General features: G+C 57.8%; 9 protein-coding genes and 3 pseudogenes. 8 read left to right on the plus strand and 4 right to left on the minus strand.

Annotation, left to right across the window (positions count from 1 at the left end; genetic code table 11):
• The first annotated feature begins 12 nt into the window (after positions 1–12).
• The 4 genes from ABVQ20_RS20015 (at position 13) to ABVQ20_RS20030 (ending at position 4,079) form a co-directional block, all read left to right on the plus strand.
• Complete coding sequence (locus ABVQ20_RS20015; RefSeq protein ID WP_354462225.1) at positions 13–1,023, plus strand: zinc-binding alcohol dehydrogenase family protein; 1,011 nt, start codon at positions 13–15, stop codon at positions 1,021–1,023.
• Between the two features lie 232 nt (positions 1,024–1,255).
• Complete coding sequence (locus ABVQ20_RS20020; RefSeq protein ID WP_354461219.1) at positions 1,256–1,894, plus strand: RraA family protein; 639 nt, start codon at positions 1,256–1,258, stop codon at positions 1,892–1,894.
• Between the two features lie 220 nt (positions 1,895–2,114).
• On the plus strand, positions 2,115–3,002 hold the full coding sequence (locus ABVQ20_RS20025; protein ID WP_354461220.1) for a DMT family transporter: 888 nt from the start codon (positions 2,115–2,117) through the stop codon (positions 3,000–3,002).
• 159 nt (positions 3,003–3,161) lie between these two features.
• Positions 3,162–4,079, plus strand: coding sequence for an alpha/beta fold hydrolase (locus ABVQ20_RS20030; protein WP_354461221.1), 918 nt, complete (start codon positions 3,162–3,164; stop codon positions 4,077–4,079).
• A gap of 47 nt (positions 4,080–4,126) precedes the next feature.
• On the opposite strand, the gene lpdA is transcribed toward ABVQ20_RS20030, so the two are convergent.
• The 3 genes from lpdA to mdeB are packed head-to-tail and all read right to left on the minus strand — an operon-like array spanning position 4,127 to position 9,879.
• Positions 4,127–5,848, minus strand: coding sequence for a dihydrolipoyl dehydrogenase (gene lpdA / locus ABVQ20_RS20035; RefSeq protein ID WP_354461222.1), 1,722 nt, complete (start codon positions 5,846–5,848; stop codon positions 4,127–4,129).
• 8 nt (positions 5,849–5,856) lie between these two features.
• Positions 5,857–7,146, minus strand: a complete 1,290-nt coding sequence (aceF, locus tag ABVQ20_RS20040; RefSeq protein ID WP_354461223.1) for a dihydrolipoyllysine-residue acetyltransferase — start codon at positions 7,144–7,146, stop codon at positions 5,857–5,859.
• A gap of 48 nt (positions 7,147–7,194) precedes the next feature.
• The gene (mdeB, locus tag ABVQ20_RS20045; protein ID WP_354461224.1) at positions 7,195–9,879 is read right to left on the minus strand and encodes an alpha-ketoglutarate dehydrogenase; all 2,685 of its coding nucleotides are present in this window, start codon (positions 9,877–9,879) and stop codon (positions 7,195–7,197) included.
• Between the two features lie 683 nt (positions 9,880–10,562).
• Here mdeB and ABVQ20_RS20050 point away from each other — a divergent pair.
• The 3 genes and pseudogenes from ABVQ20_RS20050 to ABVQ20_RS40510 form a co-directional block, all read left to right on the plus strand.
• Positions 10,563–11,111 carry an Lrp/AsnC family transcriptional regulator gene (locus ABVQ20_RS20050; protein WP_354461225.1) on the plus strand — a complete coding sequence of 183 codons (549 nt, stop codon included), beginning with the start codon at positions 10,563–10,565 and terminating at the stop codon, positions 11,109–11,111.
• 323 nt (positions 11,112–11,434) lie between these two features.
• Positions 11,435–11,724: pseudogene (locus tag ABVQ20_RS20055) on the plus strand (FAD-binding protein); the annotation flags it as partial.
• 17 nt (positions 11,725–11,741) lie between these two features.
• Positions 11,742–11,858: pseudogene (locus ABVQ20_RS40510) on the plus strand (carboxylating nicotinate-nucleotide diphosphorylase); the annotation flags it as partial.
• 218 nt (positions 11,859–12,076) lie between these two features.
• Here the strand turns inward: ABVQ20_RS40510 and ABVQ20_RS20065 are convergent.
• Positions 12,077–12,721 carry a carbonic anhydrase gene (locus ABVQ20_RS20065; RefSeq protein WP_354461226.1) on the minus strand — a complete coding sequence of 215 codons (645 nt, stop codon included), beginning with the start codon at positions 12,719–12,721 and terminating at the stop codon, positions 12,077–12,079.
• Positions 12,722–12,978: 257 nt separating this feature from the next.
• Here ABVQ20_RS20065 and ABVQ20_RS20070 point away from each other — a divergent pair.
• Positions 12,979–13,421: pseudogene (locus tag ABVQ20_RS20070) on the plus strand (aspartate 1-decarboxylase); the annotation flags it as partial.
• Between the last annotated feature and the right edge of the window lie 15 nt (positions 13,422–13,436).

The following is a 13,436-nucleotide window of genomic DNA, read 5'->3' on the forward strand; positions in this document are numbered from 1 at the left end:
AGGGGACAAGGTATGAGAGCCGTAGGATATCAAAAGTCACTGCCCATCGAAGCAAAGGAATCGCTGGTTGATTTCGAGATCGCCAAGCCGGAGCCTGTTGGGCGCGACGTCAGGGTCGCGGTGAAGGCGATCTCGGTCAATCCGGTCGATTACAAGGTGCGCAAGCGTGCCGCACCGCCGGAAGGCGAGTACAGGATCCTCGGCTTCGATGCGGCTGGCATAATCGACGCAGTCGGCCCGGAAGTCAGTCTTTTTAAGGTGGGCGACGAGGTGTTCTATGCCGGCTCGATCCAGCGCCAAGGCACAAATTCGGAGTTTCACCTCGTCGACGAGCGGATCGTCGGCAAAAAGCCGACCTCACTGTCCTTCGCGCAGGCCGCGGCACTTCCACTGACCTCGATCACTGCTTGGGAATTGCTATTCGACCGGCTCGGCGCGGTTCCTGGCAGGCACGATCCGCGCACCCTGCTCATCACGGGGGGTGCCGGCGGCGTCGGTTCAATCCTGATCCAGCTCGCACGCCGTCTAACCGGGCTCACCGTTGTTGCTACCGCAACACGACCTGAATCGCGACAATGGTGCCTCGATCTCGGTGCCCACGCCGTGATCGATCATTCAGAGCCGATGAAGGAGCAAATCGAAGCGCTGAAGCTGCCGCCGGTCGGTCTCGTTGCGAGCCTAACCTTCACCGATCAGCATTATAAGAGCATCGCCGACATCATCGCACCGCAGGGCAGGTTCGGGCTGATCGACGATCCGGCGGAGTTCAACGTCGCCGTGTTCAAGGGCAAGGCGGTGTCGGTGCACTGGGAGTTGATGTTCACGCGCTCCACGTTCCAGACGCCGGACATGATCGCGCAGAATCGTCTGCTAAACGATGTCGCGGATCTCATCGACAAGGGTGTGCTGCGCACCACTCTTGACCAGACCCTCGGCACCATCAATGCAACCAACCTCAAGCGCGCTCATGCGTTGCTGGAGAGCGGCACGTCACGAGGCAAGATCGTGCTGGAGGGCTGGTAGCCATCCAGCCTCGGTGGATAGGCCAAAGACGCAGGGTGCAAAGTTTGCCTAACAATCTGCAGATCACGCTACGCCAATCCGCGCCAGGTAATCCACGATGCTTGATGAAGTCCTCTCGGTCGAACGAGGCGGCTCCATGGCGCGCGAAGACATCGGCATTCACCTCGCCCGCTGCACAAGGCTCGCCCGCTGCAAAAGGCATGCCGACTGAGCAATCAAAGGATCAAATCGTATGACCATCACCATTGCCGAGAGTTCCGTGCCGAAGCCTCCAACCAGCTTGATCGAGGGCTTCCGAAGCGCGCCGACCTCCGTGATCTCCGACAACCTCGGCCGGTTGCCGGGATCGGTTGGGCTGCGGCCATTTCATCGCGGCAGCAAGCTTGTTGGCACGGCCTTTACCGTGCGCACACGGCCGGGTGACAATCTCGCAATCCACCGCGCGCTCGAGATGGTTGGACCGGGCGATGTCATTGTGGTCGACGGCGGCGGCGACGAGACCCGCGCGCTCATCGGCGAGATCATGATGACCATCGCGAAATGGCGTAAGGCCGAAGGCTACGTGATCGATGGCGCGATCCGCGATGTGGCGGCTATCGCTGCATCTGACTTTCCCTGCTTCGCGCGCACGGTGATCCATCGCGGGCCCTACAAGAGCGGCCCTGGTGAAATAAACGTTCCGGTGTCGGTCGGCGGCTGCGTGATTTCGCCTGGCGACTTCGTTGTCGGTGACGAGGATGGCATCGTGTCCTTTCCAGCGTCGAAGGCCGCGAGCCTTCTCGAAGCCGTGCAGGCCCAGGTTGCGCGTGAAGAAGATATGCTGAAAGCGATCCGCGAGGGCCGCTATCAGAACGCTTACGGCAAATCCTAACCAACCGCGGGGGCAGAGGGAATTAGCTCAGTCTTGCCTGAGTGATCGGTAAGCGCAAAACCAGTCGCCGTGCGATGAATTAGCTGACGTCGCACTTGGGCCTATCCTTGCAGGGATCGCGCTTGGAAGAAACGTAGCTGGCCTTTAGCTGCTTCTGAACCATTGTGACGCGTAGGATGAAACACATCGTGAGATGGTAGTGCCAAAGGTTGCTTCAGACATGTCTTACCCGTCGCATCCCTATTGCGGTCCCCTTTTCATGGTGCTTTCGACCGCTTCCTATCTGGTCAGCGACACGTTCATGAAGCTTTCTACCGCCGGGCTTCCGCCATATGAAGTCCTGTCGCTGCGCGGCATTTCCGCCACGTTCTGGGGCATGATCTTGCTGAGTTATCTCCGCCAGTGGCGCAGTTCACCAACCGTTTTCGGTCGCTGGGTGTCGATACGCAACCTGTTCGAGTTGGTTTGCATTCTCTGTTATATCGTGGCTCTGGCCAACATGCCGATTGGCAATGTCGTAGCGCTCACGCAGATTACGCCGCTGATCGTTCTGATCGGCGCGTCTCTGTTTTTCGGCGAGCGCCTCAGCGGCATGTCTATAGCGTTTATAACACTCGGTTTTGTCGGCGCCTTGATGGTGGCGCAGCCCAGCACGGAGGGTATGTCGTTCTACGCACTGCTGGCGCTCGGCAACGCGGTTTCCGGCGCGCTGCGCGACCTCGCAGGCCGGCGGGTGCCGGCTCAGGTTTCGGGCATTCTGGTGGCATTCGGCGCTTGCGTGCTGGTACTGGTTGGCGCGGTCGTCATGCACCTGATGCTCGAGGAGACGATCATGCCCAGCACGCATCACCTTTTGATGCTTTCAGCGTCCGGTCTGTTCCTGTTTGCGGGCCATTACTTGATCTTCATGGCCTACCGGATCGGTCCGACAGCCAGCGTCGCACCGTTCTATTACTTCTTCACCTTCTGGGCGCTGCTGGCAGGGGCCGTCGTGTTCGGCACGTTGCCGAACCCGTTGGCCATAGTAGGCATGGTGCTCGTGATTACGAGCGGTCTGGCGATCGTCATCTTCGACCGCCGCCGCATGCGGCCGATACCTGCCGCATGACCTGCCATTGAAACGTCAGCCGACGAAGGCGCGCTCGACATGAATCGGGCCGGAAGGCCGAGCGATTAAGCAACAAAACGGTCCCATCGCTAGCGGTCTAGGCAAAGCTCAAGCAGCCTATTCTGACGGCAACCCGCCATCAGCTGTAGCAAGGATCACATGTCCAACACGTCGTTACTTGCTACCGCCGAGACATCTTCGTTAGTGATCGGCTATGAGTTCTCGGGTAACCCTGACGGGTTCCCTGTGCTTCTGATGCACGGTTGGCCGGATGATGTTCGGACTTGGGATGGCATACTTCCTGCCCTGCATCAGGCTAACTACAGGACCATCGTCCCCTATTTGCGCGGCTTTGGTAGGACACGATTTCGAAACAGTAACGTGAGGAGATCCGGCCAACTCGCTGCGCTGGGGCAGGATGTTATTGATCTCGCTGACGCAATGGGTCTCGAACGATTTGCTGTGGTCGGCCACGATTGGGGAGCACGCGCGGCCTACATCGCAAGCTGCCTAGATGGCGGAGAACGTATTTCCCACTGCGTCGCGCTGTCGGTCGGTTGGGGTACGAATGATCCTAGCCAATCCCTCGGACTACGCCAAATTCAGAATTATTGGTATCACTGGTATATGACAATCGACCGCGGGGAGGCGCTCGTCCGAAATGACCGGCGCGCCTTCACGCGTCACATCTGGAATATCTGGAATCCGAGCTGGGCATTCTCAGACGCCGAATTCGAGCGCACGGCCGCTTCGTTCGACAACCCAGATTGGGCCGATGTCGTGCTTCACTCCTACCGCGTCCGTTGGGGGTTGGCGCCCACCGATCCTGCTCTAGCAAACATCGAGAGGCGGCTGACACAGCGACCGGAGATCTCGGTTCCGACCATGGTCATTCATGGCGGGGCCGACCCCTGTAATGATCCATCGACATCGGAGGGCAAGGAGCAATTTTTCACCGGACCCTATCGCCGCTTCGTCGTCGATGGCGCTGGGCACTTCCCACAACGCGAGGCACCGACGGTAGTCGCCAACGCGCTGGTTCCGTTCCTGTCGGGAAACAACCTGGGGGCGTCGTGATCCAAACTGCCTGCGTTGTCGGACTGGATCAATGCGTTATGGGCCGCTTATCGTTTGCCTCTTTGTGGCGGAATGTCCGTGCATACGCCCTCTGCGACCTCCGCGGCCATACCGATCGTCTCACCAAGTGTCGGGTGTGGATGGATCGTTTTGCCTATGTCGACCGCGTCGGCTCCCATCTCGATCGCGAGGCAGACCTCGCCGATAATGTCGCCAGCGGCGGGACCGATAATGGCGCCGCCGACGATCCGACCGCTTTCTTTCGAGAAGATGAGCTTGGTCAACCCGTAATCGGCGCCATTGGCAATAGCGCGGCCAGATGCGCTCCAAGGAAACCGACTCACTTCAACCGCTAGTCCTTTGGCTTTCGCCTCATCTTCGGTGACGCCCACCCAGGCGATCTCAGGATCCGTATACGCTACCGACGGGACAATCTTTGCATCGAACCCCGTCTTGCGCCCCGCCGCCACTTCGGCCGCTACATGGCCTTGGTGCACTGCCTTGTGCGCCAACATCGGTTGGCCAACAATATCTCCGACCGCGAAAATGTTGTCGACGTTAGTGCGCATCTCTCGGTCAACGGAGATGATCCCGCCTTCGACTCTCACCCCTGCGGCTTCGAGGGCGAGGCTGCCGCTATTGGGCTTGCGCCCAGCGGCCTGTAAGATCATGTCATATATCTGGCTAGCACTCTCAGTGCCCTCAAACGTCACCGAGAGCCCATCGGGCGTCAGCCCCACCTCACTGACCTTGGTGGCAAGCATCACCCTGTCGAAGCGGTGCGCGTTTCGCTTCTGCCAAATCTTCACGAGATCTCGGTCAACGCCAGGCAACAATTTATCGAAAAGCTCGACGAGGTCCACGCGCGCGCCAAGTGCACTGTAAACGGTAGCCATCTCGAGTCCAATGATACCACCACCCACAACCAGCATTCGCCGGGGAATGCTGGGCAATTCCAATGCCCCGGTGGAGTTCACAATTCGTGGATCCTCGGGAAACACCGGCAATGCAACAGGCGACGATCCTGCTGCAATTATACACTTGGAGAAGGTGATCTCTCGGCTTAACCCATTGGACAGGTCAACGGAGACGCGGTCTGCTGCCGTGAAACGCGCCTCACCCTGGACGAAGTCCACCTTGCGCATCTTCGCCATCTGTCCCAGCCCGTCAGTCAGTCGCCCGACGGTCACAGACTTGAAGTAGCGAAGCTTGCTCAGATCGATGTCAGGCGCGGCAAACGTAACGCCGTAGGCGGACAAACGCTCGGCTTCTTCACTCACGGCCGCAACGTGAAGCAATGCCTTGGATGGTATACATCCAACGTTAAGACAAACACCGCCGAGAGTGGGATAGCGCTCAATGAGAATAACGTTCAAACCGAGATCGGCGGCACGGAAAGCGGCCGAATAGCCGCCTGGCCCTCCCCCGATTACGAGCAATTCGCAATCGTTTGAACCAGTTGGTCGAATTTCCGGCCTGTGATCCGGGGATCTCCCAAGCCCTGGGATATTTGCCGGTTCCACCTGCGCCTCGACTTCGAGAAGGGCGATCAAATCTCCTTGAGAGATCGTCTCACCAATAGTGATACGCAGCTCACTGATGCGCCCTGCCGCCGGCGACGGAATATCCATGGTAGCCTTGTCCGACTCCACGATCAGAAGGCTTTGGTCGATCTCTACAGTGTCACCCGCCTTTGCGAGTATCTCCACCACAGGGACATTCTTAAAATCACCAATGTCCGGTACGCGAACTTCAATAACTCTGGCCATCGAAACCCTCACAGAAGTGCCCGGCGAAAATCGCCGAGCGTTGCTGCGATGTGGCCGAGGAAACGTGCCGCCGCGACCCCATCGACCACGCGGTGATCCCAGGAAAGGCTGATCGGCGTAATCAAACGCGGCACGAAAACTTCGCCATTCCACACCGCCTCGGTCTTGGAGCGAGCAGCACCCAGGATTGCTACTTCCGGGGCGTTGATAATGGGGGTGAACCCCCCTCCCCCTATTCCACCGAGCGACGACACCGAGAAGCAGCCCCCCTGCATATCGGAGGGTGACAAGGTCCCTTGACGTGCCTTTTCCGCAAGCTCGCCCATCTCCAGCGCAATCTGGAGAAGACCCTTCTTATCAACATCCCGGATGATTGGCACCATCAGCCCCTTTGGGGTGTCCACCGCAAAGCCGATATGTACGTACTTCTTCAAGACGAGATGGTCTCCGTCGAGGGAGGCATTGAACCGGGGGAATGCTCGTAGTGCCGAGGATGCGCTCTTGAGCAGGAACGCTACCATCGTCACCTTCACTTCGGGCTTCCGTTTTTCCCGGTTCAGATCGGTTCGGAATGCCTCAAGCTCGGTTACGTCCGCATGGTCGAAATTAGTGACGTGCGGGATTGTCAGCCAGTTGCGCGTAAGGTTAGCACCAGAAATTTGCTGAATTCGCGTCAAAGGCTGCCGGTCGATTTCTCCGTACTTCGCGAAGTCGATCTGCGGCCACGCTGGGAGCCCAACCCCAACCGCCTGCCCGCCGGAGGAGGCCGGTGTAGCTGAGGCCAGTGACGTTTTGATAAAAGTTTGAACGTCTTCCCGGAGAATACGTCCTCTAGAGCCAGTAGGCCGAACCTTGGTCAGATCAACGTCAAGCTCGCGTGCATAAGCCCTTACGGATGGTGTTGCGTGAACGGAGGAAAAACCAGGCGAGGCATCATCCACGGCGGTCGCTTTGGGGCCTGCGGCCGGACTTGGCAAGGGTTGCCTATTTTTTTGCGCTTCATCTGCGGGCGTAGCCGGGCGATTTTCCCTTACCTGTAGGGCGCCCTCAATTGACGCCGTGGGCTCAACAGTCAAGATCGGGGTCCCCTGCGATACCTTGGATCCGATCTCGATTAGAAGCTCGCGAACAACTCCGGCCACCGGGGAGGGAACCTCCATCGTTGCCTTGTCGGATTCGACACTCAGAATTGGGTCGTCCACGGCAATCCGGTCTCCCGGCTTGACCATGATCTCGATGACAGGAACATTCTTGTAGTCGCCGATGTCAGGGATAGCGACGCTTAAACTGGCGCTCATGCGGGCTGCCTTCTAATGTGATCGGGGATTTGTCCGGCGAAACTGCGTCTAGATGGTCCAGGGCGCAGGAAGCTCGGAGTTGATCCCGTAGCGGGCGATGGCTTCCTTGACCGTCTTGCGCTCGATTTTTCCTTCTTCTGCAAGGGCAGCAAGGGCAGCGACCACGATGTGGTGGCGGTCAACTTCGAAGAACGACCTGAGCGACGCACGGCTGTCGCTTCGCCCGAACCCGTCGGTACCTAGTGCAACGAAGCGCGACGTCACATAAGATGCAATCAGCTGCGGATATGCACGCACATAATCCGTGGCTGCTACAATGGGGGCATTGCCGCCAAGGCATTGCTCGACATAGCTCACCTTCTGGACCCCATCCTCGCTAAGGATGTTTGCGCGCTCGATCTCCCGGGCCTCTCGTGCCAGTTCGCTGAAGCTGGTCGCGCTAAATGTCTCCGAGGCCACCGACCAATCATCTGCCAGAAGCGCGGCTGCCGCAACAACCTCAGGAAAGATCGCGCCGGACCCTACCAATCGCACTTTCGCTTTCGATTTGGCCGCGCCATGCGTGGCGAAGCGATATAAGCCCTTGATGATGCCCTTTTCAGAGCCTTCTCGCAGAGAGGGCTGCGCATAGTTCTCATTCATCGCCGTGATGTAATAGAACTCGTCACGGCCCTCCTCCATCATACCACGCGCGCCGTGATCCAGTATGACTGCCAACTCATAAGCGAAGGCGGGATCGTATGCGCGACAATTCGGTATGGTCGCCGCCATCACGTGGCTCGTGCCGTCCTGGTGTTGGAGGCCTTCACCACCGAGTGTCGTTCGCCCTGCAGTCGCTCCGATAAGAAAGCCACGCGCGCGTTGGTCCGCTGCCGCCCAAATGAGATCGCCAACACGTTGGAAGCCGAACATTGAGTAATAGATATAGAAGGGCAGCATTGATAGGCCGTGCACGCTGTAAGATGTTGCGGCAGCAACCCATGAAGATATTGCTCCGGCTTCGGTAATTCCTTCTTCGAGTAACTGACCGTCTTTGGCCTCGCGATAGTAAAGCATGGATCCGGCGTCTTCTGGCTCGTAAAGCTGGCCCACGGGTGAGTAGATGCCGACTTGCCTAAACAGGTTTGCCATACCGAAAGTCCGCGCCTCATCTGCGACAATAGGTACAATGCGCGGCCCGATCTCTTTGTTCTTGATGAGGTTGCTGAACAACCGAACAACAGCAGTTGTTGTCGACATCTCTTTGCCGTCCGCCTTCAAGGCAAAATCGGCATAGCTCTCGATCGTCGGGACAGGCACTGCGGGAGCACCGCGCCTACGGACCGGCAGGTAACCACCTAGCTGCTCCCGCCTCTGGCGCAAGTAGGTCAGCTCAGCACTGTCCTCGGCGGGCCGGTAGAAATCCAACCGTTCAACTTCTTCATCTGTCAGTGGCAGTCCGAACCGGTTACGGAAGTCCAGCAGGGCGTCAATTTCCAGCTTTTTGGCTTGATGGGCGGTCATCCGGGATTCGCCCGCAGCACCCATTCCGTAGCCCTTCTTAGTCTTCGCCAAGATGACCGTAGGCCGGCCCTTTGTTGCCTTGGCGGCTGCAAAAGCGGCGTAGAGCTTGCGGAAATCGTGCCCGCCACGCTTCAAGGAGTCGATGTCACGGTCTGACATGTGCGAGACCAACGCGCGCACCTCCGGATCTTCGTCGAAAAAGTTGGCCATATTATAGGCCCCATCTTTCGCTCCAAGTGTCTGATACTTACCATCAACCGTGGCCGCAAACCTCTTCAGCAGCGCATGGTTGACGTCATGCGCAAAAAGTGAATCCCAATCCGACCCCCAAAGAACCTTGATGACATTCCAGCCTGCACCCCGGAAAGTATTCTCCAATTCCTGGATGATCTGCCCATTTCCTCGCACCGGCCCATCGAGGCGCTGAAGGTTGCAATTGACGATGAATGTCAGGTTGTCGAGCTTCTCCCGGGCTGAAATGGAAAGCCCGGCAATAGATTCCGGCTCATCCATCTCGCCGTCGCCAACAACGCACCAGACGTGCTGATCGTCGGTTTGGGCGAGGCCTCGATCGCGCAGGTAGCGCATGAATCGCGCCTGATAGACGGCGCTGATAGGGCCAATTCCCATCGAGCCAGTTGGCACTTGCCAGAAATCCGGCATCAACCAAGGGTGGGGGTATGAACACAGGCCGGTAGAAGTTAGCTCCTGGCGATAGTGTTTGAGATGCTCTTCCGTAAGCCTGCCTTCAAGGTAAGCGCGTGAGTAGACGCCAGGCGCCGAATGCGGCTGAAAATAGACGAGGTCACCTCCCTGCTCCTCGCTTGTGGCGCGGAAGAAGTGATTAAATCCGATCTCGAATATCTCTGCCGCCGATGCGTAGCTCGCAACGTGTCCGCCAAGCTCGCCATGCGCCTTGTTGGCCCGGACCACCATCGCCAGAGCGTTCCACCGCATGATCGTAGTGATGCGCTCCTCCATCTGGAGATCACCAGGATAGGGAGGCTGCTTCTCGAGGGGGATGGTGTTCCTGTAAGGGGAGTACGGGAGCGCGTCTGCAACCACGCCGATCTCCTTGGCTTTTCGCTCCAACTTCTCGAGTATGAAACGAGCCCGGTCGCTGCCACCGTATCGAAACACCGATTCGAGCGAAGACAGCCAGTCGGCAGTTTCCTGCGGATCCTGGTCATCAGTGGAATGTTCCGTCCGGGCGGTTGCTAAAGCTTCCATTGTTCCTCCAACGCGACGCCCAGAAAAATAGCACCCACAACGCGGCATTGTCTGCCGAATGTGTCGGGCGTTCTGGACATTTTGGCATTATCTGCCGCAAATATGGTATCTATCAGCATATTCTGCGCGCGTAGCATTGACCTATGACAGTGCAGAATTAAGATCACGGGAGGTGACGCAGTTCCGACGGTCGCTCCCCTACGGACCGAAACCCGCCACGGCCGCGGCGAGAGGCGGTAGGCAGAGATCATGGCGGCGACCGAGCTGCTGATGTCCGGTCACATCGCATTCATCGGCATCACCAGCCGGCGTGAACAGGCCAAGCCGCTGACGCGCCTATTTATTGCTTCGCTGTTGCCAACGCAGGGCCGATCCACCTCACCAAGGCCCACGGGCAGATCGAGAACGGACTGCCTAGATGCTCGACGTTCATCTGGGCGAAGGCCGTAGCCGTGCCCGCAAGGACAATTCCCTGCCTATACCGCGCTGATAAACGGCCTAGCAAGAAACATCCTCCAACTCGCCTACACGGACAAAATCCCATCAGCCATCGCATCAAGAAATGCGGATGGAAATAACTCATATGCGATAGCCCCGCTCTCAGGACGTACGAAGGCTAGCTTTTTCAGCGACGAATCCGGCTCTCAATTATGTTGTAATATTAGTAAATTTCGGCAGAACATATGGCTCAAGAGAACAATCAGGAGTGGGCTGTGCCGACAATCGATATCGATGCGATTGATATCAAGATATTGAACGAACTACAGAAGGAAGGTCGTCTTACAAACGTGCAGCTCGCAGACCGTGTTGGGCTGTCGCCCTCCCCCTGCCTGTCTCGCGTCCGGGCCTTGGAAGAATCCGGCCTGATCCTTCAGTATGTAGCGCTTTTAGATCCCCAGAAACTGGGGGCTGTGGTCAGCGTCTTCGTCCAAGTGACGTTAGAGCGTCAGATCGAAAACATGCTGCACGTTTTTGAGGCGGCAGTAGAAAGTTTTCCGGAAGTAATGGAATGTTACCTTATGACGGGGGATTCAGACTACCTATTGCGGGTTGTTGTACGCGACGTCGGAGCCTTTCAGCACTTCATCGTAGAGAAGTTGGTTAAGGTGACTGGGGTCGCAACAATCAAATCGAGCTTCGCGCTCAAGCAGGTGAAATACAAAACGGCATATCCAGTAGCAGATATCATTGGTTCCAACATAGGACGCCGGCAAGGACAGCGACGCCTATGAGGTTGCCGCAAATCGGTGCAATCACTTCAGGTCAGCCTGTAGGTTTGCGCTGAGCGGAGTGTTCGACGCTGGACATCCAAGGTCCGTTTGAAGCGCGGCGCTGCACTAGGTGGCCGTAGTTCCCCTTTAGGACGCCCTTCGCTCATGTTTTCTGGTGTGGCGGAAAACGAGGAAAATGTGTCCTTTGCGCGCTACTAGGGGCCCTACCGGCATTGGCGCATCCCGAGCGTTGGAAATTGGTGAGGAACCGCGGCATCGCGACGCGAGCGGCTTCGAAGCGCCTCCGGCGGAGTGCGTGAGAATTGAGAGCGGCTGCGAAATAACGGTTTCCAGCGATCGATCCGGCTCGCCTGCAAGCCGGGGTCGATCCGATAGTCGAGCCAATTCCGGTGCGCTCGGCAGCGCATTATCGCATGGGCGACATGGCCGTGAATGCCGACGGGCGCAGCTCTGTGGCCGGCTTGCGGGCATGCGGCGACGTGGCGTACACCGGACTTCACTATGCAAACCGGCTCGCCAGCAACCCGCTGGCCGAGGCAGTTGCGACAGCCGCTGGTGCCCGAAAGTGTCGCGGGCACTTGCTCCGTCTGGCAGTGGACTCGACTTCCCTCGTCGCTCGATTGCCCCTGCGCTGGCGACGGCGGCAATTGCCGCTTCGGCCTCAACGACGCCATGCTCATCAAGGACAATCATATCGCGATTGCTGGCGACATCCGCACTGCGATCGCGCGCGCTCGCGCCGGCGTCGACGTCGGCTTCACACCGAGAGGATCGGGGTGGGGTCGATACGTTTGATCAAATCGACGTCGCGCTTTAGGCTAGCGTAGACGCCGTGCTGCTCGACACATGGCCGTTGGGAAGCTAACCGAGGCCTTGAACCTAGTCGGAACCGACGGATGTACAAGACACCTACCGTTGGCGGTATCGGCTAACGTCGCACGACAATGCGCGTGTTGCCGACCAGCTCATCCGGATTCGGGACGCTCGAAGTCCCCGGTTTGAGGATCCAAGACCCAAAGGTCACCGCTCGAGATATCGAACCAGGCGCCATGCAGCGACAAAGTCCCCTGCCTCTCCAATTCTTGCACGCACGGAAAGGTTCGCAAATTTGCAATTGAACAGCGGATGCAAATGCGCTCGAGAGCAGTCTGCCGCTCGCTTCCGGTCACTAGCGCATTGCCACAAAGGGTTTGAACAATTGGCGCAACGAGGCTCATCCATCTACCTACGAAGTCGCCGGGCGAAAGCGGTGGCGCTGCTGGATCTAGAGCAGCACGTATCCCCCCGCAACGTCCGTGCCCCATGACGACAATGTTCTGCACTTTCAGGTTCTGCACCGCGAATTCGAGGGCCGCGGAAGTGCCGTGAAATTCACCGTCTGGCTGATAGGGCGGGACCAAATTGGCGATATTGCGTACAACGAATAGTTCGCCGGGACCTGCATCGAAGATGACTTCTGGCGCAGAACGCGAATCACAGCAGGCAATCACCATCGTATCTGGCGACTGGCCTTCACGTGCCAATGAACGAAACCGGTCTCGCTCAGTCACGTACCGGCCGGTAATGAAATCTCGATGACCAGAAAGCAGGCGTTCTGGAAGATTTGCCACCCGTTGGCTCCCATCATGATTGCGAAGGGGCCAACCTGTGCGAAGGTGCGTGCGTTTGCAATCTGTCTTCGCAAAATTGCAAATTCATCTTGCAAAACGCGTTTGTACGCAATGACGCTCGTTTAGGCGTGGTGCTTCCGATTTGTAGGAATTAGACTGGACGGCGCAAAGGTCGGACAGAATTAATCCCCTTCCAGCTTCCAAATGCTACTTTCTTGCGGCCGAGTTCGTGTCCCAGCGCAGAGAGGTGAGGATCGATGCGGAAAATGATGGCAGGTAACCTGCACGGCATCCACGTCAGCGAAGTCAATCTCGACTGCCACGGCTCAATCACACTCGATCCTGACCACTGCCAGGAGGCCGGCAACTTTCCGATGGAATTCGTCGAGATCTGGAACAAGAATTCGGGCGCGCGCATCTCGACCTGTGTCATCTTCGGCCAACCCGGATCCCATTGCTGCATTCTCAATGGCGCCGCTGCTCGCAACTGCCAACCAGGCGATCAACTGATAATCTGCAATTCCATCTATGCACCCGAAACGGAGTTGACTGCGCTCGAACCGCAGGTGCTAGCCTTTGATGCTCATAATCACATCTTGGAGCGTTTCACCTACTCGGTCGAACCCACCGCAAGTGGGGCGACAGTTTCTCAATACTGAACGTCGCTGGCGAACCCCTGCCGATACCCGCGCTTGTTGCCAAATGGACGTTGGCC

The sequence above is a fragment of the Mesorhizobium shangrilense genome, assembly GCF_040537815.1.
GTDB lineage: Bacteria > Pseudomonadota > Alphaproteobacteria > Rhizobiales > Rhizobiaceae > Mesorhizobium > Mesorhizobium shangrilense.